This is a genomic window from Serratia sp. NA_13, from assembly GCF_052691735.1.
The window spans coordinates 36969-60916 of sequence record NZ_JBQZFV010000014.1 but is presented as its reverse complement, the minus strand read 5'-3'; the positions used below and the strand labels follow the sequence as shown (position 1 = coordinate 60916).

25 protein-coding genes are annotated in these 23948 nt (G+C 55.1%); 13 read left to right on the top strand and 12 right to left on the bottom strand.

All coding sequences use genetic code 11. The annotated features are described in order from the left end of the window. Window positions 1-29 precede the first annotated feature (29 nt). The gene (gene kbl / locus ACUTSU_RS17880) at window positions 30-1226 is read left to right on the top strand and encodes a glycine C-acetyltransferase (RefSeq protein ID WP_445654492.1); all 1197 of its coding nucleotides are present in this window, start codon (window positions 30-32) and stop codon (window positions 1224-1226) included. A gap of 9 nt (window positions 1227-1235) precedes the next feature. Further along, complete coding sequence (gene tdh / locus ACUTSU_RS17875; RefSeq protein WP_445654491.1) at window positions 1236-2261, top strand: L-threonine 3-dehydrogenase; 1026 nt, start codon at window positions 1236-1238, stop codon at window positions 2259-2261. Between the two features lie 217 nt (window positions 2262-2478). Here tdh and ACUTSU_RS17870 read toward each other — a convergent pair whose 3' ends face one another. From ACUTSU_RS17870 to gpmM, 3 genes are read right to left on the bottom strand one after another with little or no spacing between them, the layout of a single operon-like run. Continuing rightward, complete coding sequence (locus ACUTSU_RS17870; RefSeq protein WP_445654490.1) at window positions 2479-3441, bottom strand: divergent polysaccharide deacetylase family protein; 963 nt, start codon at window positions 3439-3441, stop codon at window positions 2479-2481. 2 nt (window positions 3442-3443) lie between these two features. Continuing rightward, entirely contained in the window at window positions 3444-4778 is a 1335-nt protein-coding gene (gene envC / locus ACUTSU_RS17865) for a murein hydrolase activator EnvC (protein WP_445654489.1), read from the bottom strand. 9 nt (window positions 4779-4787) lie between these two features. Beyond that, window positions 4788-6332, bottom strand: a complete 1545-nt coding sequence (gene gpmM / locus ACUTSU_RS17860) for a 2,3-bisphosphoglycerate-independent phosphoglycerate mutase (RefSeq protein WP_445654488.1) — start codon at window positions 6330-6332, stop codon at window positions 4788-4790. Between the two features lie 303 nt (window positions 6333-6635). Between gpmM and ACUTSU_RS17855 the strand changes: the two genes are divergently transcribed. The 5 genes from ACUTSU_RS17855 (at window position 6636) to cysE (ending at window position 9949) form a co-directional block, all read left to right on the top strand. Further along, window positions 6636-7070, top strand: coding sequence for a rhodanese-like domain-containing protein (locus tag ACUTSU_RS17855; RefSeq protein ID WP_445654487.1), 435 nt, complete (start codon window positions 6636-6638; stop codon window positions 7068-7070). Between the two features lie 28 nt (window positions 7071-7098). Beyond that, window positions 7099-7347, top strand: a complete 249-nt coding sequence (gene grxC / locus ACUTSU_RS17850) for a glutaredoxin 3 (protein ID WP_261422861.1) — start codon at window positions 7099-7101, stop codon at window positions 7345-7347. A gap of 59 nt (window positions 7348-7406) precedes the next feature. Beyond that, window positions 7407-7877: a protein-export chaperone SecB gene (gene secB / locus ACUTSU_RS17845; RefSeq protein ID WP_012147489.1), complete on the top strand. Its 471-nt coding sequence runs from the start codon at window positions 7407-7409 to the stop codon at window positions 7875-7877. Beyond that, window positions 7877-8896, top strand: coding sequence for an NAD(P)H-dependent glycerol-3-phosphate dehydrogenase (gene gpsA, locus ACUTSU_RS17840; RefSeq protein WP_445654486.1), 1020 nt, complete (start codon window positions 7877-7879; stop codon window positions 8894-8896). The genes secB and gpsA overlap by 1 nt, the downstream gene beginning before the upstream one ends. A 231-nt stretch (window positions 8897-9127) precedes the next feature. Then, window positions 9128-9949 (top strand): serine O-acetyltransferase, encoded by an 822-nt coding sequence (cysE, locus tag ACUTSU_RS17835; protein ID WP_099063888.1) that lies wholly within the window; start codon window positions 9128-9130, stop codon window positions 9947-9949. 63 nt (window positions 9950-10012) lie between these two features. Here the strand turns inward: cysE and ACUTSU_RS17830 are convergent, their stop codons facing one another. From ACUTSU_RS17830 to cpxR, 4 genes are all read right to left on the bottom strand, one after another. Then, window positions 10013-10684: a DUF3313 domain-containing protein gene (locus ACUTSU_RS17830; RefSeq protein WP_445654485.1), complete on the bottom strand. Its 672-nt coding sequence runs from the start codon at window positions 10682-10684 to the stop codon at window positions 10013-10015. Between the two features lie 150 nt (window positions 10685-10834). Beyond that, on the bottom strand, window positions 10835-11308 hold the full coding sequence (gene trmL / locus ACUTSU_RS17825; RefSeq protein ID WP_445654484.1) for a tRNA (uridine(34)/cytosine(34)/5-carboxymethylaminomethyluridine(34)-2'-O)-methyltransferase TrmL: 474 nt from the start codon (window positions 11306-11308) through the stop codon (window positions 10835-10837). A gap of 63 nt (window positions 11309-11371) precedes the next feature. Next, window positions 11372-12745, bottom strand: a complete 1374-nt coding sequence (gene cpxA, locus ACUTSU_RS17820; RefSeq protein WP_012147484.1) for an envelope stress sensor histidine kinase CpxA — start codon at window positions 12743-12745, stop codon at window positions 11372-11374. After that, a complete protein-coding gene (cpxR, locus tag ACUTSU_RS17815) occupies window positions 12742-13440 on the bottom strand; it encodes an envelope stress response regulator transcription factor CpxR (RefSeq protein WP_004953234.1) in 699 nt (232 codons plus the stop codon). Before cpxR ends, cpxA begins: the two co-directional genes overlap by 4 nt. Before the next feature lie 149 nt (window positions 13441-13589). On the opposite strand from cpxR, the gene cpxP reads away from it, so the two are divergent. The 4 genes from cpxP (at window position 13590) to ACUTSU_RS17795 (ending at window position 17641) form a co-directional block, all read left to right on the top strand. Further along, window positions 13590-14087: a cell-envelope stress modulator CpxP gene (gene cpxP, locus ACUTSU_RS17810; RefSeq protein WP_445654483.1), complete on the top strand. Its 498-nt coding sequence runs from the start codon at window positions 13590-13592 to the stop codon at window positions 14085-14087. Between the two features lie 116 nt (window positions 14088-14203). Further along, window positions 14204-15106 (top strand): CDF family cation-efflux transporter FieF, encoded by a 903-nt coding sequence (gene fieF / locus ACUTSU_RS17805; protein WP_445654482.1) that lies wholly within the window; start codon window positions 14204-14206, stop codon window positions 15104-15106. 231 nt (window positions 15107-15337) lie between these two features. Next, the gene (pfkA, locus tag ACUTSU_RS17800) at window positions 15338-16300 is read left to right on the top strand and encodes a 6-phosphofructokinase (RefSeq protein ID WP_445654481.1); all 963 of its coding nucleotides are present in this window, start codon (window positions 15338-15340) and stop codon (window positions 16298-16300) included. Between the two features lie 351 nt (window positions 16301-16651). After that, the gene (locus ACUTSU_RS17795) at window positions 16652-17641 is read left to right on the top strand and encodes a sulfate ABC transporter substrate-binding protein (protein WP_445654532.1); all 990 of its coding nucleotides are present in this window, start codon (window positions 16652-16654) and stop codon (window positions 17639-17641) included. Between the two features lie 66 nt (window positions 17642-17707). Here ACUTSU_RS17795 and tpiA read toward each other — a convergent pair whose 3' ends face one another. Together tpiA and ACUTSU_RS17785 are read right to left on the bottom strand one after the other, a co-directional pair. Continuing rightward, window positions 17708-18475 carry a triose-phosphate isomerase gene (tpiA, locus tag ACUTSU_RS17790; RefSeq protein WP_012147479.1) on the bottom strand — a complete coding sequence of 256 codons (768 nt, stop codon included), beginning with the start codon at window positions 18473-18475 and terminating at the stop codon, window positions 17708-17710. A gap of 127 nt (window positions 18476-18602) precedes the next feature. Beyond that, window positions 18603-19193, bottom strand: a complete 591-nt coding sequence (locus tag ACUTSU_RS17785) for a DUF1454 family protein (protein ID WP_445654480.1) — start codon at window positions 19191-19193, stop codon at window positions 18603-18605. A gap of 201 nt (window positions 19194-19394) precedes the next feature. On the opposite strand from ACUTSU_RS17785, the gene ACUTSU_RS17780 reads away from it, so the two are divergent. Then, window positions 19395-19820 (top strand): DUF805 domain-containing protein, encoded by a 426-nt coding sequence (locus ACUTSU_RS17780; RefSeq protein ID WP_112363578.1) that lies wholly within the window; start codon window positions 19395-19397, stop codon window positions 19818-19820. A 9-nt stretch (window positions 19821-19829) separates the two neighbouring features. Here ACUTSU_RS17780 and fpr read toward each other — a convergent pair whose 3' ends face one another. Next, a complete protein-coding gene (fpr, locus tag ACUTSU_RS17775; RefSeq protein ID WP_261093761.1) occupies window positions 19830-20576 on the bottom strand; it encodes a ferredoxin--NADP(+) reductase in 747 nt (248 codons plus the stop codon). Window positions 20577-20579: 3 nt separating this feature from the next. After that, complete coding sequence (locus ACUTSU_RS17770) at window positions 20580-21203, bottom strand: helix-turn-helix transcriptional regulator (RefSeq protein ID WP_445654479.1); 624 nt, start codon at window positions 21201-21203, stop codon at window positions 20580-20582. Between the two features lie 295 nt (window positions 21204-21498). On the opposite strand from ACUTSU_RS17770, the gene emrD reads away from it, so the two are divergent. Next, window positions 21499-22683, top strand: coding sequence for a multidrug efflux MFS transporter EmrD (emrD, locus tag ACUTSU_RS17765; protein ID WP_445654478.1), 1185 nt, complete (start codon window positions 21499-21501; stop codon window positions 22681-22683). 180 nt (window positions 22684-22863) lie between these two features. On the opposite strand, the gene glpX is transcribed toward emrD, so the two are convergent. Further along, on the bottom strand, window positions 22864-23874 hold the full coding sequence (gene glpX / locus ACUTSU_RS17760) for a class II fructose-bisphosphatase (RefSeq protein WP_445654477.1): 1011 nt from the start codon (window positions 23872-23874) through the stop codon (window positions 22864-22866). Between the last annotated feature and the right edge of the window lie 74 nt (window positions 23875-23948).

The window sequence follows — 23948 nt, the reverse complement described above, 5'->3', positions numbered from 1 at the left end:
GAAAACAGCCCAATCCTGGAGATAACCGAATGTCCGCGTCTTTTTATCAGCAGTTGGAACAACAACTTGAGACCACCCGTAGCGAGGGATTGTTCAAAGAAGAACGCATCATCACCAGCGCTCAGCAGGCGGATATTGCCGTTGCTGACGGCCGCCATGTGATCAACTTCTGCGCCAACAACTATCTTGGCCTGGCCAACCACCCGGCAATGATTGCAGCAGCCAAGGCCGGTATGGACAGCCACGGTTTCGGCATGGCGTCGGTGCGTTTTATCTGCGGCACTCAGGACAGCCATAAACAGTTGGAACAAAAGCTGGCCGATTTTCTCGGTATGGAAGACGCCATTCTGTATTCTTCCTGCTTTGATGCCAACGGCGGGCTGTTCGAAACCCTGTTGGGCCCGGAAGACGCGATTATCTCCGATGCGTTGAATCATGCATCGATCATTGACGGCGTCCGCCTGTGCAAGGCGAAGCGCTACCGCTATGCTAACAACGACATGACCGAACTGGCCGCGCAGCTTGAGCAGGCGAAAGTCGACGGCGCCCGCCACATTATGATTGCCACCGACGGCGTGTTCTCAATGGACGGCGTGATCGCCAACCTGAAAGGGGTGTGCGACCTGGCGGACCAATATCAGGCGCTGGTGATGGTAGATGATTCCCACGCGGTCGGTTTTGTCGGGGCCAACGGGCGCGGCACTCACGAATATTGTGAAGTCATGGGGCGCGTCGACATCATTACTGGCACCCTGGGCAAGGCACTGGGCGGCGCTTCCGGCGGTTATACCGCGGCGAAGAAAGAAGTGGTGGAGTGGTTGCGTCAGCGTTCGCGGCCCTATCTGTTCTCCAACTCGTTGGCGCCGGCGATTGTCGCCGCGTCGATCAAAGTATTGGAATTGCTGGAAGAGGGTGATGCACTGCGCGATCGCCTGTGGGCCAATGCGAGCCTGTTCCGTGAAAAAATGACCGCGGCGGGCTTTGAGCTGGCCGGGGCCGATCACGCCATCATCCCGGTGATGTTGGGTGAAGCAAAACTGGCGCAGGAATTCGCCAATGCGTTGCTCAAGGAAGGCATCTATGTAACGGGTTTCTTCTATCCGGTGGTACCGAAAGGCCAGGCGCGCATCCGTACCCAGATGTCTGCCGATCATACCCCGGAGCAAATTGAGCGTGCTGTTGCGGCGTTCATTCGTATCGGTAAGGATCTTGGCGTTATTGCATAAGGTAAAACCATGAAAGCATTGTCAAAACTGAAAGCGGAAGAAGGGATTTGGATGACCGATGTGCCTCAGCCGGAGCTGGGCCATAACGACATCATGATTAAAATCCGTAAAACTGCGATCTGCGGTACCGATGTTCATATTTATAACTGGGATGAATGGTCACAGAAAACCATCCCGGTCCCTATGGTGGTCGGCCATGAGTATGTCGGTGAAGTGGTTGCCATCGGTCAGGAAGTCAAAGGCTTCACCGTTGGTGACCGTGTTTCCGGCGAAGGCCATATCACCTGCGGCCATTGCCGTAACTGCCGTGGTGGCCGCACGCACCTGTGTCGCAATACCACTGGCGTGGGCGTGAACCGCCCCGGTTCGTTTGCCGAATATCTGGTGATCCCGGCGTTTAACGCCTTCAAAATCCCGGACAATATTTCCGATGAGCTGGCGTCTATCTTCGACCCGTTTGGCAATGCAGTGCACACCGCACTGTCGTTTGATCTGGTTGGCGAAGACGTGCTGGTATCCGGTGCCGGGCCGATCGGCATCATGGCGGCGGCGGTGTGCAAGCACGTTGGTGCCCGCCATGTGGTGATTACCGACGTTAACGAATACCGCCTGGATCTGGCGCGCAAAATGGGCGTGACCCGTGCGGTAAACGTCAGCAAAGAAAACCTGAATGACGTGATGGCCGAGCTGGGCATGACCGAAGGCTTTGACGTCGGGTTGGAAATGTCCGGCGCGCCACCGGCGTTCCGTACCTTGCTCAATGCGATGAACCACGGTGGGCGCATTGCCATGCTGGGAATTCCACCGTCGGATATGTCGATCGACTGGAATCAGGTGATCTTCAAAGGGCTGTTTATCAAAGGGATTTACGGCCGTGAAATGTTTGAGACCTGGTACAAGATGGCGGCGCTGATCCAGTCTGGTCTGGATCTGACGCCTATCATCACCCACCGTTTCTCAATCGACCAGTTCCAGCAGGGCTTTGATGCCATGCGTTCCGGCCAGTCCGGCAAAGTGGTTCTGAACTGGGATTAGTTTTAAACAACTGCTCAGGAGTAAAAGGGGCCGGGATTCCGGCCCCTTAGGTTGCTGACAAAGCAGGAAAAAGCGTGGTTTTTCCTGCTTTGTGGTGAGCAGCCGAAAATCAATAAATTGATTTTCCTAATTTTTATTTATCGACCTCTACTCGCTCTGGGCAGGAATGAGGTTTGTCATCAGTCTGAGGGGCCGGGATTCAGGCCCCTTTCTTTCTTTATGCTTTGGGTTTTTCCACCGCTGACCCTGTCCAGCGTTGCCACTGGTGTTTGATAAAGGTTACGGCTGGTGACTGTGCCACACTTTCGCCGATCACGCTTATAGCCTTGCCTGCACTGACTTTTTCCTTCGGCAACTTGATCTTGCACTGCTTGATACCGCCGGTGAATGGGTTCTTCGGCTGCGGCTTCGGCGGTTTGACCGCTGGTGGGACGTAACTGCCACCGCTGCCGCCCTGCGGTTCATTCAGCAGAGAGCTGGGTTTTACCAACACGATATCGGCCGGTAATGTTGGCAGCATTTGCTGCAACACTCTTACCGTCGCCGGGCGCGGGTGGCCAATGGCGATGGCGGAGCCGTTGCGTCGTGCCAACTCGACCGCGCGGTTGAACTGGCGTCGGATGTCGGCTTCGTTGGCGGTATCGTCCAGGAACACTTTCCGCTTGATCACCTTCACGTGTGTGCCGGCAGCAGCGCGGGTGGCCTGGCTGTTGCCAATGGTCATGCTGTCGAGGAAATAGAGCTGGTAGCTGTCGAGCGCCTGCATCACTTTCTGCATGCCCGGCAGACTGGAGGTCATGGCGCTGCCCATGTGGTTATTCATACCCACCGCATAGGGCACATTATTGACCGCATTGCGGATAATGCGTTGGATCTCTTCGCTGCTCATCGAAGGCTGCAACGTATCGCGTTCCAGCGGTTGTTTGCTGAGCGGTGCCATCGGCATATGGATCAGCACTTCACGGCCCTGACTGTGGGCGCGGGTAGCCATTAACCGGGCATGCGGGGCGTTGGGCAGAACAGCGACGGAGATCGCGGTTGGCATCTGCAACACGGCGCCTTCTTCATGTGGCCGATAGCCCACGTCATCGATAACTATGGATAATTTCCCTGCCTGTGCGGCGCAAACCTGCAGCAGGCAGCCAATTAATACGACAGTACGGGTTTTGATATAGCGCAAATCTATCTTCCCAACCACGGCAGTGGGTTAACGGCCTGACCCTGGCGACGGATTTCGAAATAGAGCGACGGCGTTCCCTGGCCCCCGCTGGTACCTACTAAGGCGATTGGTTGACCGGCACGCACCTGCGCCCCGACGTTGACCAATGCGCTCTGGTTGTAGCCATACAGGCTCATGTCACCCTTACCGTGCTCGATGACGACAACCAGGCCATAGCCCTGTAACCAGTCAGCCAGCAATACGCGGCCATCGGCGATGGCTTTCACTTCGCTGCCTTCGGAGGCGGAGATTACCATGCCTTTCCAGCGTAACTCGCCTTGCAACTGTTCGCCAAAGCCGTGCAGTGTGCGGCCGCGCACTGGCCATATGGCCTGTCCGTTTGGCCGACCGAGACCACCGGTACGGGCCATCAGCGAGCGATCGGCTTCGCTTGGCTTGTAACTGGTGCCGGTTTTCTTCGCCTGCTGTTCTTTGACGCGAACCTGCTCGCGCACCTTGGCCGCTTCACGCGCTTCACGTTCCGCGCGGGCACGGGCTTCACGTTCGGCCCGGGCAATTTTGTCGCGCATGCGGGTTTCGTTCTGACGCAGTTCCACCAGGCGCTGCTGGTCTTTTTCCAGCGAGGCTTCCAGTGCGGTCAGCGTTTTCTTACGTGCACCGCGTGCCTGCTCCAGCTTTTGCTGCTGAGTCTGCTGCTCGCCCAGCAGTGATTTCTGTTGGCCTTGTTTGGCGACCAGCGTGGTTTTTTGCTTGGCCAGTTCGGCGCGAGTTTGTTTCAGTTCTTCAATCGTTTGCTGGCGTGCTTCGTTCAGATAACCGAAATAAGCCAAAATACGCTCGCTGCGCTGGCTCTCTTCACCGCTGAGTACCAACTGGACGGCGCTGTGCTGGCCTTGCCTAAAGGCGGCATCGAGCTGTTTGGCCAGGATTTCCTGTTGGGTAGACTGCTGCTTTTGCAGCTTGGCGATTGAGGTGTTCAGGCCAGAGATATCTTTCCCCAACTGGCTCAATGTGCCCTGGGTATCGCGCAGCAGGCGGCTGGCCTGAGCAATGGTTTTTTCTTGCTGCTTAAGCTGATCCTGCAGTGAGCTGCGCTGTTGCTGCTGCTGTTTAACCGCCTTTTCTTTCTCGGCGATGCTCTGCTGGATGTCTTTGAGCTGGGATTTGTTGTCCTCCGCCGCCTGGCTGGCTAACGGCAACAACAAGACGCCAGCGTAAAATACGCTGGCGCACATGGTGGTCAACTTCCTTGGCGCGGTGCGTTCAGGCAGCGGTTGGCTGCCTGCGTTTGCGCTTCGGGTTACCCTTGATAGTGCAAAAAACGCCTTTTCCCTCATAGAGAAGGATTATTCCACGATGAACAGCGGCTTACCAGTCATCTCTTGCGGGATTTCCATTCCCATCAGCGTCAGCATGGTTGGCGCGATGTCCGAAAGCTTGCCACCATTGACTGCGTTGGCAGGCTTGCCGACGTAAATCAGCGGTACCGGCAGGCTGGTGTGAGCGGTATGCGCCTGACCGGTTGCCGGATCACGCATTTGTTCGGCGTTGCCGTGATCGGCGGTGATCAGCAACTGCCCGTCGACGTCCTTAACCGCCTTGACCACCTGAGCGATACAGTTATCCAGCGTTTCTACTGCCTTCACTGCCGCGTCGTAGACCCCGGTATGACCCACCATGTCGCCATTCGGATAGTTGCAGATAATGGCGTCGTATTTACCGCTGCCAATGGCGGTCAGAAGTTTATCGGTTAGCTCGGCCGCGCTCATTTCCGGCTGCAAATCATAGGTAGCGACCTTCGGTGAGTTGATCAGTACGCGATCTTCACCGGTGAACGGCTCTTCAACACCGCCGTTATAGAAGAAGGTGACGTGGGCGTATTTTTCGGTTTCCGAGATGCGTAGCTGGGTCTTGTCGTGTTTCATCAGCCACTCGCCGAAGGTATTGTTCAGCGATGCAGGCGGGTAGGCGCATGGAACTTTGATGTCGGCGGCATACTCGGTCAACATCACGAAATCACCAAAATTGATGACTTTGGCGCGAGGGAAGCCGTCGAAATCGGCATTAATGAAGGAGCGGACGATCTGGCGTGCGCGATCGGCACGGAAGTTCATGAAGATCAGTGCATCGCCATCATGTAATTCGGCAGAGGATTCACCGGCGGCTTGTAGCACGGTCGGCTTGACGAATTCGTCGTTTTCACCGCGTTCATAGGCGGCCTGCAGGGCTCCCACGGCGTTATCGGTGAGGTAATCGCCCTTGGCCTGGGTCAGCAGATCGTAGGCCAGTTGAACGCGGTCCCAACGGTTGTCGCGATCCATGGCGTAATAACGGCCAATCAGCGACGCGATGCGCCCGGTGCCAAATTTGGCAAAGGCTTCGCTAAAGCGTTGCAGAGAGGCTTCTGCGCTGCGCGGCGGGGTATCGCGACCGTCCAGGAAGGCGTGCAGGTAAACGGCTTTGGCACCGCGCTGCGAAGCCAGTTCAATCATCGCCAGAATATGGTCTTCGTGACTGTGGACGCCGCCCGGTGACAGCAGACCCATGATATGTACCGCTTTGCCTGCCTGCACGGCCTTATCGACCGACGCCGTCAGGGTTGGGTTGGCGAAGAAATCGCCTTCTTTGATCTCTTTATCCAGTCGGGTCAGGTCCTGATAAACGATGCGCCCGGCCCCCAGGTTGACGTGGCCGACTTCCGAGTTACCCATCTGGCCGTCAGGCAGACCGACATCCAGCCCGGACGCGGCGATCAGAGTGTGTGGCTGCTGTTGCCACAGACGGTCCATCACCGGCGTTTTGGCGTTCAGAATGGCGTTGTCCTGTTGCTCCTCGCGGTGGCCGTAACCGTCCAGGATCACCAGTACCATCGGCTTTTTGTTACTCGACATTGCGTTAACCTCGTTATGAACTTTTAAGTTGTGAATAGCCATCAATCCATGGCCGGGCGGATTGATGGCTATTCACTCTCAAAACCGCCCGATTTTACAACGCGACCGCTTTAAAAGAGCCCAGAGAGATCAAAGTTGCGGTGAACAGGGGCGGCTTTTATGCTGTGGCATCGTGAATTTCTCAGCGTAACCTGCAGTTTCTGCAATAGCGCTTGCTTATTGGCTGTATTTGCTGCACTCGGCAGGTATACTCTGGAACCTTGAGTTATTTTTTCCCTTAACTAACGGGAGTTGTTACACCCCATGCTGCAAGAAATTATGCAATTCGTTAGCAAGCATCCCATACTGAGCCTGGCTTGGATCGCCCTGCTGGTTGCGGTGATCGTCATGACGTTCAAGAGCAGTTTCTCCAAGGTGAAAGAGATCACCCGTGGTGAAGCTACCCGCCTGATTAATAAAGAAGATGCCGTTGTGGTTGATACCCGCAGCCGTGATGACTTCCGCCGAGGCCACCTGGCCAACGCCATCAACCTGACCGCTAGCGAAATCAAAAGTGGCAGTCTGGGCGAGTTGGAAAAACACAAGACTCAGCCGATCATCGTGGTTTGTGCCAACGGCACCACCTCCCGCGAGCCGGCAGAGAACCTGAGCAAGGCCGGTTTTGAAAACGTAGTTACGCTGAAAGACGGTATTGCCGGCTGGAGCGGGGAAAACCTGCCGTTAGTGCGTGGTAAGTAATTCTTTAACGTATTTGAGGTGGTAATCCATGGCTAACATTGATATCTACACCAAAGCGACCTGTCCGTTCTGTCATCGCGCCAAAGCGCTGCTGAACAGCAAGGGAGCCGCGTTTAACGAAATCGCCATTGATGGTGATAATGAAAAACGCGAAGCGATGATTGCGCGCAGTGGGCGCACCACCGTGCCTCAGATTTTCATCGACGGCCAACATATCGGCGGCTGTGATGATTTATATGAACTCGATGCTCGTGGTGGTCTGGAGCCGCTGCTTTAAGCGGATGACTGCCGGTTACTGAGTATCAATAAGGACGTTTAACCAAGGGTATTACACACATGTCAGAACAAAACAGCACAGAGATGGCTTTCCAGATCCAACGTATTTACACCAAGGATATCTCCTTCGAAGCGCCAAAGGCTCCGCAGGTTTTCCAGCAGGAATGGCAGCCAGAAGTTAAACTTGATCTGGATACTGCTTCCAGCCAGTTGGCTGATGAAGTGTATGAAGTTGTACTGCGCGTAACCGTGACGGCCTCTCTGGGCGAAGAAACTGCCTTCCTGTGTGAAGTGCAGCAGGCGGGTATCTTCTCCGTAGCGGGCATCGACGGTACGCAGCTGGCGCATTGCCTGGGTGCATACTGCCCGAACATTCTGTTCCCGTATGCGCGTGAGTGCATCACCAGTCTGGTTTCTCGCGGTACATTCCCGCAGCTGAACCTGGCACCGGTTAACTTTGACGCGCTGTTCATGAACTATCTGCAGCAGCAGTCAGAAGGCGAAGGTGCCGCACCACATCAGGATGCCTGATGAACACCGTCAATGCTTCAATGACTGTAATCGGTGCCGGCTCGTACGGCACCGCATTAGCTATTACGCTGGCGCGTAACGGCCACTCTGTGGTGCTGTGGGGCCACAACCCCGAGCAAATCCAAAAGATGCAGCGCGATCGCTGCAATCAGGCATTTCTTCCCGATGTAGCCTTCCCCGATACGCTGTTGCTCGAAGCCGATCTGGCGCGTGCGCTGGCTGCCAGCCGCAATGTGCTGGTGGTGGTGCCAAGCCATGTGTTCGGTGACGTGCTGCGCCAGTTGAAACCGCATCTGCGTCCGGATGCCCGTATTGTGTGGGCCACCAAAGGGCTGGAAGCGGAAACCGGCAGGCTGTTGCAGGACGTGGCACGCGAAGCGCTGGGCGAGGCTATTCCGCTGGCGGTGGTCTCAGGGCCAACGTTCGCCAAAGAGCTGGCCGCCGGGCTGCCGACCGCGATAGCGCTGGCTTCTACCGATGCGCAGTTCGCCGAAGATCTGCAGCAGTTGCTGCACTGCGGCAAAAGTTTCCGCGTGTACAGCAACCCCGATTTTATCGGCGTTCAGTTGGGCGGGGCGGTGAAGAACGTGATTGCTATCGGTGCCGGGATGTCTGACGGTATCGGTTTTGGTGCCAATGCGCGTACTGCACTGATTACCCGTGGCCTGACGGAAATGACCCGTCTTGGTTCTGCGCTGGGTGCTGATCCATCAACCTTCATGGGCATGGCCGGGTTGGGCGATCTGGTATTAACCTGCACCGATAATCAATCGCGCAATCGCCGTTTCGGTATTATGCTGGGACAGGGTAAAGGCGTACAAGAAGCTCAGGACAGCATCGGTCAGGTGGTCGAAGGTTATCGCAATACCAAAGAGGTATTGGCGCTGGCGCAACGCTACGGCGTGGAAATGCCGATTACCGAACAGATTTATCAGGTGCTGTATTGCCATAAAAATGCCCGGGAAGCTGCGCTGAGCCTGCTTGGGCGTACCAGAAAAGACGAAAAGCACAGCGCATAATCTAGAGAACCTATAGCTTTCAAGCTGCAGCTAGGCGGCCAGCTCGCTCATCACCAGGCGCTTACTTTAGTAAGTAACTGGGGTGAGCGAGTGCAGGTAACAACGCTGCAGCTTGAAAGATGACGGGTATAAAACCGATAGGCGGGGCGGCATGCTGACCCGGCAATTGAATTGGGCTGCCTGACTGCGATGCGGTGAGGCAGCCTGTTTTGCAAGGCGGAGAGGAACCAGATGTCGTCAGAAGAGTTAGAGCAGGTCTGGAATAGCATCAAATCAGAGGCGAGAGAGCTGGCTGAGTGTGAACCGATGCTGGCTAGCTTTTATCATGCGACGTTGCTCAAGCACGATAACCTGGGTGGTGCGCTCAGCTATATTCTGGCAAACAAGCTGGCTAACCCGATTATGCCCGCTATCGCGGTGCGTGAAGTGGTGGAAGACGCTTACCTGGCCGATCAGCAAATGATCGCTTCGGCGGCACAAGACATCCTGGCGGTACGCCTGCGCGACCCGGCAGTAGACAAGTACTCAACGCCACTGCTGTATCTGAAAGGCTTCCATGCGCTGCAGGCTTACCGTATTGGCCACTGGCTGTGGCTGCAGGGACGGCAGGCACTGGCGATCTATCTGCAAAACCAAATTTCGGTCGCTTTTGGTGTGGATATCCATCCGGCTGCGACCATTGGCTGCGGCATCATGCTCGACCACGCCACCGGCATTGTGATCGGTGAAACTGCGGTGGTAGAAAATAACGTCTCTATTCTGCAATCGGTTACTCTTGGCGGTACCGGAAAGACCAGCGGCGATCGTCATCCGAAGATCCGCGAAGGCGTAATGATTGGTGCCGGGGCTAAAATTCTCGGTAATATCGAAGTGGGTAAAGGCGCGAAAATCGGTGCCGGTTCGGTAGTGCTGCAGTCGGTGCCACCACATACCACGGCCGCAGGTGTGCCGGCGCGTATTGTCGGTCGACCGGAAAGCGATACGCCATCGATGGATATGGATCAGTATTTCAACGGAACCAACCACGGCTTTGAGTACGGCGACGGCATTTAAGTCGGTGGGTTCAAGAATATAATCAGGGGAGCTTCGGCTCCCCTGATGCTTTTTAGCGTGGCGTTAACCCTGTTTCGGGAAAGCTATGGTATCGACGACCATTTCATCGATTGCCGCTTTGACTTCTTCTTCCGTTACCGGTGAGCTGCCGTTGTTGACGGTTTTGCCGTAGTTCTTGCGCACAACTTCCAGCACTGTCTTGCCGGTATCTTGATCGATCAACTGCGCTTCCAGGAACAGGGTGGTGTTTTGCGTCCGGTGTCCGGTGGCGGCCATGGTACTGGCAACGACCGCGGCAACTGGCACCACTTCATAGAATTTCACGTCTTCATCTTCGGCGGATACGGCGGTAATCGCCACTTTTGCCAGCAAGACGCGAGAACCCGCCGGGCTTTTCAGGATTGTCGTACGCTCGGCTACCGCTTTTCTCATGCTTTGGTCGGTATAGTTCCTGATTTTATCCAGAGTTTGCTGGCTGACGCGATCGTTGGGTTTCGCCGCTGGATAGTAGACTACAGGGGAAAAATATACCCCTCGGTAGTTGGATTCTTTAAAGTTGGGAGCGATCCAGCGCAGCGTTTTATGTCCGCTTGGCGAGCTGGTTTCCTGCAGTTTGCTGTAGTCCGGCAGGAAGCCCGAGTACTGATCTGTTTTAGTCACTTTAGATGCACAACCCGCCAGCAGCAGGCCCGCTGCCAGAACTGCTATGACAACGCTAAAGTTTTGTTTTTTCATGCGATTCCCTATGATAAATGCCGATAACCTTACAAAATATAGCTCATTATCTTCTGCCACAGCGAATGTTTTGGCGCTGCGCGTGCCATATTACAGGGCGGCCTATCAGGATCGTGATGTACAGCTTGTTTTTACCTGCAAAGCGCGCGGTCAGGATTTGATCAGCGCACCCGCATAGTCCAGTTGCCGCCAGGCTTCATACACCACCACTGCCACGGCGTTAGACAGGTTCATGCTGCGGCTTTGCGCCTGCATGGGAATACGGATTTTCTGCTCGGCGGGCAGCGCTTCTAGGATCTCGGCAGGCAGACCGCGGGTCTCCGGTCCAAATAGCAGGTAATCGCTGGCCTGATAGCTTACCGCGCTGTGTGCCGGAGTGCCTTTGGTAGTCAGGGCAAACAGCCGCTGTGGATTTTCACTGGCGATAAAGGCGGCGTAGTTGGCATGACGTCGGATGCTGGCGAATTCATGATAATCCAGCCCGGCACGGCGCAGGCGTTTGTCATCCCACGGGAAGCCCAACGGTTCTATCAGGTGCAGTTGAAAGCCGGTATTGGCGCACAGGCGGATGATATTACCGGTATTGGGTGGAATTTCAGGTTCGAATAAAACAATGTTCAACATGTAAAAAACCCCTCATGACGAGGGGCGCAGAATAGCAAAATCTTACCGATCTGTCTTAGGCGATCAGCGCTGATGTAGCGGTAACCACAACACCAACCGCAGGCCACCGAGCGGACTGTCCTCCGCTTTTACCCAGCCGCGGTGCTGGTTGACTGCCGCCTCTACGATCGCCAGACCCAAGCCAGTACCACCGGAGGCGCGATCGCGTGCTTCGTCGGTGCGATAAAACGGTCGGAAAATTTGTTCGCGATCTTCCGTGCTGACACCCGGGCCGTCATCGTCGACGACAATAGTGATGCCCTGGTTATCCGCACTGAACGCCACGGCGATCCTGGTGTTTGAGTAGCGGAGCGCGTTACGCACAATGTTTTCCAGTGCGCTGTCCAACGCGCCGGCGTTGCCGAACAGCGTCCATGGACCGGGAGGGGCGGTGACTTCCAAATGCTTGCCCATTTGCTCGGCTTCAAAGCCGGCGTCATCGAGTACATTGGCCCACAGTTCATTGGCCAGCAGCCGCTCACGGACCAACTCGCTTTTCTGCTGTCCTCGTGACAATACCAACAGATCGTTGATCATCGAGTCCAGACGCTGGGCCTCGGTTTCGATGCGCTCCAGCTCACGCCCTTCGCCGTGGCGACGACGCATTAACGCGGTAGCCAGCTGCAGACGGGTTAGCGGGGTGCGCAGCTCATGCGAGATGTCGGAGATCAGCCGCTGCTGAGCGGTCATCATGCGTTCCAGCGAACTGACCATTTGGTTGAAGCTGGCACCGGTCGCCAGAAACTCTTGCGGCCCGGCTTCCAGCTCAGGATGCTGTTTCAGGTTGCCACGGGCGACATCATCGGCCGCGTTTTTCAGCTTACGTGCCGGTTTCGCCAGACTCCAGGCCAGCCATAGCAGCAATGGGGCACTGATCAACATGGTGACGATCAGCAGCAGCAGCGGTCGGTCGAACATCAGGTTGATGAAGTCGGATTGTGGGCTGTTGGCGGGACGAATCAGATACAACTGGTAGTTGTCTTCACCATCACGTACGGAGAAGGGACCGACCAGCTCGACGCGGCCGTATTTTTTCTTCTTCGGGTGGTCGGAATTATCAGATTGGCCGATAAAATTACGCACCAACTGCATTTCGTTGCGTTGCATGTTGCCAATCACCCGGCCTTCGCTGGTGACCAGGATCAGGCGCTGCCCAGGCGGGGCCCATTTTTCAATGGCGCGGAATAAACGTCGCCACCACATCAGGTCGTTGGCCGGATCGTTTTGCAACTCGGCCTCGACATGTTGCTCCAGCATCAGCCCCTGCCGCTGCTCGCTGTCCAGCAGCGAGGTCATTTGGCGGGAGTCGAGCTTGGGCACCATCAACACCAGCATCAGCACCAGGGCTAATGTGAACCAAAAAATGGCGAAGATGCGTGCCGTCAAGCTGTTGATCATGTTGCAGATACCATTAAGTAACCCCGTCCACGCAAGGTTTTGAACCACGGGTGGCCATCTTTGCGGTTCGGCAGTTTGCGTCGCAGGTTAGAGATATGCATATCGATGGCGCGATCAAACGGCGTCAAACGTTTGCCCAGCACTTCCTGGCTAAGCAGTTCACGCGATACCACCTGGCCCAGATGCTGTGCCAGCAGGTACAACAGGGTAAATTCGGTGCCGGTAAGATCCAGCGTTTGGCCGTCGAAACTGGCTTCCTGGCGGCCCGGATTGAGCTGCAAACCGTCAACGTCCAGCGTGGGTGCACCGGTATCGACATTTTGCTGCTGCTCGCTCCAGTTGGATCGGCGCAGAATCGCACGAATACGCGCTACCAGTTCACGATCGTTGAACGGTTTTGGCAAGTAGTCATCGGCACCCAGTTCCAGGCCCAGTACGCGGTCCAATTCGCTGCCGCGAGCGGTCAGCATAATGACCGGTGTCTGGTGGTGCTGACGCAGTTCTTTTAACGTATCAATACCGTTTTTCTTCGGCATCATGATATCGAGCAACAGCAGATCAATGGAGCTGTCCAGAAGCGACAACGCCTGTTCACCATCGTAGGCCACGACGATAGTAAAACCTTCCATTTCAAGAAGTTCTTTTAACAGCGAAGTCAGCTCGCGGTCGTCGTCAACTAACAGAATTTTGTTCATTGTATTTTTTCCTCCTGACGCAAAATACGTCATCAACTGTTGGCATTCCATGACTTTACGTAGTTTTACATGCACTGACGCATGTTTGCAGGTGCAGCAGTACACTGCTCCTCGTTGATTCGCAAAGTGAGAAAGCACGAGGAGTTAAAATGCGTAAGGTGACCGCATTAGTTATGGCATCAATGCTGGCAATAGGTTCTACCGCTGCGTTTGCTGCTGACACTACATCGGAAACTGTACCGACTCCCGGCAACGACGACGCGATGACCCGAGCACCAAGTCAGCGCCACATGTTTGACGGTGTCAGCCTGACTGAAGAGCAGCGTCAGCGAATGCGCGATTTAATGCGCCAGGCCCGCCACGATCTGCTTGGTGTCAATGTAGCTGAAATGGAAGCCATGCATAAGCTGGTGACCGCAGACAAATTTGATGAAGCCGCCGTGTATGCCCAGGCGGAACAGATGGCTCAGCAACAGGTTAAGCGTCAGGTCGAAATGGCCAGAGTACGCAACCAAATGTATAACCTACTGACGCCACAGCAAAAAAGTGTTTTAGACCAGAAACATCAGCAGCGCATGCAGCAGGTGGAGCAACAAATGTCTGGTTTGCAGCAAACTTCTGCCCAGAAGTTAAGTATGACTGAGTAGTCCCTGTTTTTCCTTGCCATAGACACCATCCCTGTCTTCCCCCGCCATGATGGCGGGGTTTTTTTTGTCCATCATTCCGCTATATTGGCCCTCTCAATGTTTAACCAGGATGGGTTATGGAACCGCAATATGCGCGTCTGGTGAAATCCGCCGCGTTAGCTGCCACTGCGTTGGCCTCCATACTGCTACTGATCAAAATTATCGCCTGGTATCACACTGGTTCAGTGAGTCTGCTGGCTGCGTTGGTAGATTCCCTGGTGGATATAGCCGCGTCGCTGACAAACTTGCTAGTGGTGCGTTATTCGCTGCAGCCGGCCGACGAGGAACACACCTTTGGGCATGGTAAGGCCGAGTCGCTGGCTGCGTTGGCGCAGAGCATGTTTATTTCCGGCTCGGCACTGTTTCTGTTCCTGACCGGCTTTCAGCATCTGTACTCCCCGGAAACGCTTCGCGACCCTGGTGTTGGTATTGCCGTGACGGTGGTGGCGTTGTTCAGCACCTTGCTGCTGGTCACCTATCAGCGTTGGGTGGTAAGGAAAACCCGTAGTCAGGCAGTACGAGCAGATATGCTGCATTATCAGTCAGATGTCATGATGAATGGTGCTATTCTTATAGCGCTTGCGCTAAGCTGGTACGGTTTTCAACGGGCGGATGCGCTGTTTGCATTGGTCATTGGCGTCTACATTCTTTATAGCGCGCTGCGGATGGGTAATGAAGCTGTGCAATCGCTGCTGGACAGGGCATTGCCGGATGATGAACGTCAGGCGATCATTGATGTGATTTCTTCCTGGCCAGGGGTGAAAGGTGCGCACGATCTGCGGACCCGCCAGTCCGGTCCGACGCGTTTTATCCAGTTGCATCTGGAGATGGATGATGCGCTGCCGCTGATGCAGGCGCATCTTCTGGCCGAGCAGGTGGAACAGGCACTGTTGCATCGTTTCCCCGGAGCGGATGTCCTTATTCACCAGGATCCCTGTTCCGTAGTGCCAGAGGGCCGACAGGGGCGTTGGGATCTATAATCAATACAGGGCCTGTAAGATTGGTGCAACGGGTGAATGGCGGAGTTAGCTCAGCGTGCCATGGTATTTTTTTACCGCAATCTTGTGTGACTTGAATCAATTCAGCTGGGTGTTTTTGTTATAATATCCAGCAATAAGCCGTAAAGCTGATTTTCTACAGCCGGAGAGGTTCCAGGACAATCGGCGAATACAGAATTCTTAAGAAATTGCATCTACAGTTCAGAGGTAGTCATGATCAAGAAAATCGGTGTACTGACAAGTGGCGGTGATTCGCCGGGTATGAACGCTGCGATCCGTGGCGTTGTGCGTGCTGCACTTTCAGAAGGTCTGGAAGTTTTTGGTATTTACGATGGCTACCTTGGCTTGTACGAAGATCGCATGGAAAAATTGGACCGCTACAGCGTGTCCGATATGATCAATCGCGGCGGCACCTTTCTTGGTTCAGCCCGATTCCCGGAGTTCAGAGACGACAGCGTACGTGCCAAGGCGATTGAAAATCTGAAAAACCGCGGTATTGATGCGTTGGTGGTGATTGGCGGTGACGGTTCCTATATGGGGGCTAAACGCCTGACGGAAGAGGGTTTCCCTTGTATTGGCTTGCCGGGCACTATCGATAACGACGTGGCCGGTACCGACTATACGATCGGCTTCTTCACCGCGCTTGAAACCGTGGTAGAAGCTATTGACCGTCTGCGTGATACCTCATCTTCACATCAGCGTATTTCTATCGTTGAAGTGATGGGGCGTTATTGCGGTGATTTGACGCTGGCGGCGGCGATTGCCGGCGGCTGCGAGTTCATCGTATTGCCTGAAATTGAGTTCAACCGCGAAGATCTGGTGTGTGAAATCAAAGCCGGCATCGACAAGGGTAAGAAACACGCGATTGTGGCGATCACCGAGCATATCTGCGATATCGATGAGCTGGCGCGCCATATTGAGCAAGAAACCAAGCGTGAAACCCGCGCTACCGTGTTGGGGCATATTCAGCGCGGCGGCTCTCCGGTAGCTTACGACCGTATTCTGGCTTCCCGCATGGGGGCATACGCCATCGAGCTGTTGTTGCAAGGCTACGGCGGCCGCTGTGTCGGTATCCAAAATGAGAAGATGGTGCACCACGACATCATCGATGCGATCGAAAATATGAAGCGTCCATTCAAGGGCGACTGGCTGGAAACGGCGAAAAAGCTGTACTGATCCCGTTTTTATTCAGGCAATCGAAGCCTCCGCATGCGGAGGCTTCGGTTGCTGACAAAGCAGGAAAAAGCGTGGTTTTTCCTGCTTTGTGGTGAGCAGCCGAAAATCAATAAATTGATTTTCCTGATTTTTATTTATTGGCCTCTATTCGCTCTGGGCAGGAATGAGGTTTGTCATCAGTCTGAGCCTCCGCATGCGGAGGCTTTTTTATGTCTGTCGCGGATATATTCCATAATCGTCTAGCCCAACATTTTTTATTCTTTAATTGATAGACCAGTTTCTGGCAGGCTCTGATGCTAAATCAACCGATCGAGGTTGTGATTATTTTTCCTGGGGAGCGAGTCGATGCGTATGCGTAAATGGGGTGTAGGTCTGACAATCATGCTGCTGGCGTCCGGCGCCATGGCGAAAGATATCCAATTGCTGAACGTTTCATATGACCCGACGCGTGAATTCTATCAGGAATACAACACCGCATTCGGTAAATATTGGCAGCAACAGACTGGCGATAAAGTCACGATACGCCAGTCGCACGGCGGCTCCGGCAAGCAGGCGACTTCGGTGATTAACGGCATTGAGGCAGACGTGGTGACACTGGCGCTGGCCTATGACGTTGACGCTATCGCTGAACGCGGGCGCATTGATAAAGAGTGGATCAAACGTCTGCCGGACAACTCGGCGCCTTATACCTCGACCATTGTCTTCCTGGTGCGTAAAGGTAACCCAAAACAAATTCACGACTGGGCAGATTTGATCAAACCGGGCGTCTCGGTAATTACGCCGAACCCGAAAACCTCTGGCGGTGCGCGTTGGAACTATCTGGCAGCCTGGGGTTACGCGCTGCATCAGAACAAGAACGATCAGGGCAAGGCGCAAGAATTCGTTAAAAACCTGTATAAGAACGTCGAAGTGCTGGATTCCGGTGCGCGCGGTTCAACCAATACCTTCGTTGAACGCGGTATCGGTGATGTGCTGATCGCCTGGGAGAACGAAGCGCTGCTGGCGGAAAAAGAGCTGGGCAAGGACAAGTTTGAAATTATCACCCCAAGCGAATCAATTCTGGCCGAACCGACCGTGTCGGTGGTGGATAAGGTAGTTGATAAGCGCGGCACCCGTGATGTGGCTACGGCTTATCTGAAGTATCTGTATACGCTGGAAGGGCAGACCATCGCGGCGAAAAACTATTACCGTCCACGCGATGCGGCAGTGGCGGCCAAGTTTACCGACCAGTTCCCGAAACTGAAGCTTTTCACCGTGGATGATACTTTCGGTGGCTGGACTCAGGCGCAGAAGGTGCATTTTGCCACCGGTGGCGTGTTTGACCAAATAAGTAAACGTTGATGCTCAATTGGCAGCAATAAAAAACCCCGGCAAGCCGGGGTTTTTTTATTTATGAGCCGGGTGAAATCAGGCTTTTTTAGCAGCAGCAGCGGCTTTGACGATCACGGCGAAAGCATCGGCTTTCAGTGATGCGCCGCCAACCAGCGCGCCGTCGATGTCCGGCTGAGTGAACAGCTCGGCAGCATTTTTGTCGTTCACGGAGCCGCCGTACTGGATGATCACTTCTGCAGCCACGGCTGCGTCCTGCTTGGCGATGTGATCGCGGATAAATTTGTGTACTGCCTGTGCTTGCGCAGGGGTTGCAGACTTACCGGTACCGATAGCCCAAATTGGCTCATAAGCGATAACCGCACCTTTAAAGGCTTCTGCACCCTGGGTTTTCAGTACGGCGTCGATCTGGCGTGCACAAACTTCTTCGGTTTTACCCGCTTCGTTTTCAGCGTCAGTTTCACCGATGCACAGCACTGGGATCAGACCGGCAGTTTTCAGCACGGCAAATTTCTCGGCGATCGCCGCGTCAGTTTCTTTGTGGTAAGTGCGACGCTCGGAGTGGCCGATGATGATGTATTGCGCACCAATATCTTTCAGCATGTCGGCGGAAACTTCACCGGTGAATGCGCCGGACAGGTTCACGTCTACGTTTTGGGCGCCCAGAGCGATGCGGCTGCCGGCCAGTGCGTGCTTGGCCTGGTCCAGATACATGACTGGTGGTGCGATAGCGACGCCACAACCGTCAACGCTGCTCAGTTCATTGCGCAGCGCGGCGATCAGTTCGTTAACCATGTGAGTGCTGCCGTTAAGCTTCCAGTTACCCATAACTAATGGATGACGCATGTTTTTTCCTCCAACAAGGGAACGCGAGAGTCGAAATAACCACTGCCGGACCGGCAGTTTACCTGCCCAACAGTATAGAGATGATTAAGCACGAAGGCTTTGCTTTTCGTCATTAAATGACCGGCTGTTACGGCTCGGATAGCGTCAGCTTAACCGGTTCAACAGCGAAAGTTACCCCTTTATCGCCGTTGTCCGCTACCACATAACGGATCGCACCGACCTGCTGTTGGTAAAAGCGTGACCCTTTGCCTTTCTCCAGCAGATTGGCCACTTTACTCAGGCTTTTTTCCACCGCCAGTGCCGGTTCAAACTGGCGCATCAGTGCGGCCATATAGTTGATGGCAATGGTGCGGGCCGCCTTTTCTTCGCTGCTTTGCTGCAGCGGCAGATGGGTAATTTGCAGCGTTTTGATTTTGCCAGTGCCCTTTTCCAGCGCCGTGGAGGCGTAGAGGTTTTCGTTCAGCTTGCTGGCGGCGCGTGTCAGCAGTGGTGTATCGTCTTCTGCGGTTGCGATAGCGCGAAATTCGCCAATCGGCAGCGTCGGGTTGTCGCGGTTATATTTTTCGCGGAATTTTACCACCGTCAGATCAAAGGTCGGTGCCCCGGCCTGCAGGTACGGCGCGGTGGGTGATGCATTGACTGCGGCATCCGGAGGATCGGCCCAGGCGCTGCTGATACTCAGCAACAGGCAGGCGATGGCGATGGTTTTTCTCAGCATGGTATAACACGGCATCAAGAACAAAGATGGCTCCGATTAAAGCGATAACCGAGGGGGATTGTCAAAGATCTCGCGCTATTATCGCTTGCTGACAGGAAAGCTGTGCGTTACTCCGCGTAATGCAGGGCAGAAACCTTCGCCCGGCAGCGCCTATGTTACACTGCACGGCAGAATATGGGCAGGCTAACAACGCAGGATTCAATGACAATACAACAGTGGTGCTTTTCGTTTAAGGGCCGAATTGGGCGGCGTGATTTTTGGATTTGGATGGTGCTGTGGCTGGTGCTGATGGTTGTGGCTTTTTCTCTCGCCAGTCGTGAGCTGGTGGATATCCAGACCATCGCATTCTTTATCGTGGGCTTGCTATGGCCGACGGCGGCGGTGCTGGTGAAACGGCTGCATGATCGTAATAAAGCCGGCTGGTGGGCGTTATTACTGATCTTGGCGTGGTTGCTGGCGGCGGGCAATTGGCAAATGCTGGCACCGCTCTGGCAATGGGGCGTCGGGCGTTTTATCCCGACGCTGATCATTGTGATGATGATGATCGATTTGGGTGCCTTTGTCGGCACGCCCGATGCCAACCGTTTTGGCCCGCCGGCCGAGCCGGTGAAGTTCAGCGCACAATGAGGTGGCAGCTTACCAGTATTGCTCGCTGGTGATATGGCCAGGCTTGCGGCGCAGATGCTTGCGCATCTGCCGCTGATCCTTGAGCGTTTGCTGGGTATCCCGCACCATTTGCGGGTTACCACATAACATCACATGGTCGGTTTCCGCGTTGAGGGGTAATCCTACCGCCGCTTCCAACCGGCCATCCTCGATCAGTGCCGGTACGCGGCCGGTCAGCGAGCCGGTGACCTCTTCGCGACTGACAATAGTCTGAATGCGTAGTTGGCCGTTGTAGCGCTGTTGTAATTGCTGCATCAATGGCAGGTAGCTGAGATCACGTGCAAAGCGGGTGGCATGCACCAGCACCAGATTTTTGAAGCGCTCCAGGTCTTTGCCTTCCTGCAGCATCGACAGGTAAGGGCCGATGGCGGTACCGGTCGCCAGCATCCACAGGGTGTCGCATTCAGGCACTTCCTCCAGCACGAAAAATCCGGCGGCCTCTTTGGTCACCATCACTTCGGAACCCGGTCGCAGCTGATTGAGGCGTGGGCTCAGTTTGCCCTCCGGCACGGTGACCAGGTAAAACTCCAGGTTCGGATCGCTGGGGGCGTTGACGTAGGAATAGGCGCGCTGCACGCGTTCGCCGTCAATTTCCAGCGCCAGTTTGGCAAATTGCCCGGCGATAAAAGGAGCAATGGGGGCATGGACGGTGATGCTGAACAACCCGTCGGTCCATTGCGTGACTTGCGTAACCTTGCCATTAACCCAGTCAGCCATACTCTAAAGCTCCAATGGTCGAATCAAATAAGCGCAATGTCGTGAGCCGGAAATAGCGTGCGCAGTACGCTCTATGCGATAACCCTGGCCAAACAGGCGGTTAAACAGTTGTAGCTCCGAGTTGCACAGGCTGCTGCAGGCGGTAGCCGCCACGCCGATTGGGCAGTGGTTTTCCACCAATAGCATGCCTTGTGGGTGCTCTAACAGTTCGGCCATGTAGCCATCATGCTGCCGCAGGCGCACCAATCTGGCGAGTTTGGCCTGATGGCAGTCTTCCTCGGACAGTTCTTCAGCATAGCGCTGATAAAGCTTGTCTTCGCGCGCGCTGAGTAACTGCTCCACCCCTTCGGTGCCAAACAACTGATGGGCCGATCCCAACAGCTCTGTTGCCAGCCGATCGTGGCCATTGGCAAACTGGGCGTGGCCCTGACAGGTCAGCGACCAGTAGCGTGTGGGGCGACCTACCTTGGTGCGCGCTTCTTCGTAACCCACCAGCTCACGTTTTTCCAGAGATTGCAGATGCTGACGAATCCCCATGGGGGTGATGCCCAGACGCTCAGCCAGCATTTTGGCGGAATGCGGCCCCAAGGTTTTTAACTGCAATAAAATCAGCTCTGTTGTCTTCATAAACCCAATCCCTATGGCGTTATTTTATTTCAAGATGATGAAAATAATTATCGATTAAATGCTAAAGCCAAACTATTGAAAGTTTGCCATTTTTAACCCATAAGCAGTAGACGTACAGTTTAATTTACGAGGCTGGTCGGCTTTGCTGCCACTGTGACGCAGATCAATATCTGTCTGAAACTCGCTAAAAAAATCAAATTTGTTAGCTTATGCCGCCATAGAGGGCTGTCGCCGTTCTGGCTGAATTTGGAGCCATACCGGGACGCTGTGATGAGTTAATACGTTAACGAAGATAATGAGAAAAATAGAAAACTTTCACCTGTTGGTGATGCTTACCCTGTTAGTGGCCGTCGGTCAGATGGCACAAACCATTTATGTCCCCGTGATTGCTGATATTGCCAAGGATCTGTCGGTGCGCTCCGGTGCCGTGCAGCGCGTGATGGCGGCTTATCTGATGACCTATGGCTTCTCGCAGTTGATTTACGGCCCGCTGTCGGACCGTATTGGCCGTCGGCCGGTGATCCTGGCCGGGATGATGATCTTCATGATGGGGGCGCTGGGCGCGCTGTTGTCCAATAACCTGACGATGCTGGTTGCCGCCAGCGCCATTCAAGGGATGGGGACCGGCGTGGCGGGGGTGATGGCGCGAACCATGCCGCGTGACCTGTATGCCGGTACTTCGCTGCGCTATGCCAACAGCCTGCTCAACATGGGCATTCTGGTCAGCCCGTTGCTGGCACCGATCATCGGTGGGGCACTGGCAATGGTATTTGGCTGGCGCGCCTGTTATGCCTTCCTGTTGGTGTTGTGCGCCGGTGTGGCCTTCGCCATGTTCCGCTGGCTGCCGGAAACCCGACCGCAGCAGACTGAAAAACGGCGTATGTTGGCAAGCTTCCGCAAGCTGCTGGCGGACAGTACTTTCAGCTGTTATCTGGTGATGCTGATTGGTGCTCTGGCGGGGATCGCAGTCTTTGAAGCCAGCTGCGGCGTGCTGATGGGCGGCGTACTGGGCCTTAGCGGGCTGACCGTCAGTATCCTGTTTATTCTGCCCATCCCGGCGGCGTTCTTTGGTGCCTGGTATGCCGGCCGTGATGGCAAAAGCTTTCACAGTCTGGTGTGGCATTCGGTGATCAGTTGCCTGCTGGCGGGTCTGATGATGTGGATCCCCGGGTGGTTTGGCGTGATGAATATCTGGACGCTGATTGTGCCGGCGGCGCTGTTCTTCTTCGGTGCCGGGATGCTATTCCCGCTGGCCACTACCGGGGCAATGGAGCCGTTTCCCTATCTGGCCGGTGCGGCTGGCGCATTGGTCGGGGGTATGCAGAACATGGGTTCCGGTCTGGCGACCTGGCTTTCCGCCATGCTGCCGCAGACCGGGCAGTTCAGCCTCGGCCTGCTGATGTTTGCCATGGCATTACTGATTTTGCTGTGCTGGTGGCCGTTATCGCACCGGATGCAGCATCAGGGACATACCGTATAAAACTGACAGGGCGCCGAAGGCGCCCTGATCAATATTGCAAACACCCGAAAAACGTGGTTTTCGGGTGTTTGGGGTAAGTCAGAAGACATCATTCTTTGTTTTTATTTGCCCTGAGATCAGGGTTTTTAACCGTAAAGAACCTTGTCAGCAGTCTGAGGGCACCTTCGGTGCCCTGATTATTTACAGCAGGAATTCGTGCAGCGCCGGGTCTTTACGATCCAGATAATGGGTCGAGCGGATGCGGCGGATAGTGCGTGATTTGCCGCGAATTAGTAGGGTTTCCGTGGTGGCCATATTGCCCTGACGGCTAATGCCTTCCAATAAATCGCCCTTGGTGATGCCGGTAGCGGAGAAGATCACGTTGTCGTTGCGTGCCATATCATCCAGCAGCAACACCTTGCCGGCTTCAATGCCCATCTCTTTGCAGCGCGCCAGTTCTTCCTCGCCGATGCGACGATTCTCGGCGCTGTCGCCCTTCACCTGGTGGCGTGGTAACAAACGTGCCTGCATATCGCCATCCAGTGCGCGGATCACCGCAGCGGAAATGACCCCTTCAGGCGCGCCGCCGATGCCGTACATCACGTCGACTTCACTGTCGGGCATACAGGTCAGGATCGAGGCCGCCACGTCGCCGTCGGGGATAGCGAAGGCTCGTACCCCAAGTTGCTGCATCTGGGCGATAACGCCGTCGTGACGCGGCTTGGCCAGAATGACCACTGTCAGCTGGCTCAGCGGCTTGCCCAGGCAGACCGCGACCTTGTTCAGGTTTTCAGCCAGCGGCAGGTTAAGGTCGATAGCGCCGCGTGCTGCCGGGCCCACCACCAGTTTTTCCATATACATGTCAGGGGCGTGCAGGAAGGTACCGCGATCGCCCACTGCCAGTACTGCCAACGCATTGGGCTGGCCCATGGCGGTCATGCGGGTGCCTTCGATCGGGTCGACGGCGATATCCACCGCGTCGCCCTGGCCACTGCCGACCTGTTCGCCGATATACAGCATTGGCGCTTCATCAATTTCGCCTTCGCCGATCACGATGCGGCCATCGATATCCACTTTATTGAGCATAATGCGCATTGCGTTGACCGCAGCACCATCGGCGGCGTTCTTATCGCCGCGTCCCAACCATTTGTAGCCCGCCAGCGCGGCGGCTTCGGTAACACGGGAAAATTCGATGGCTAATTCACGTTTCATGGCAAAACCTGTCTGTGAGAAAGGGAGAAAATATCGACAAAGTTTATCACAGCGGGCGATGGTGGGGCGGGGCA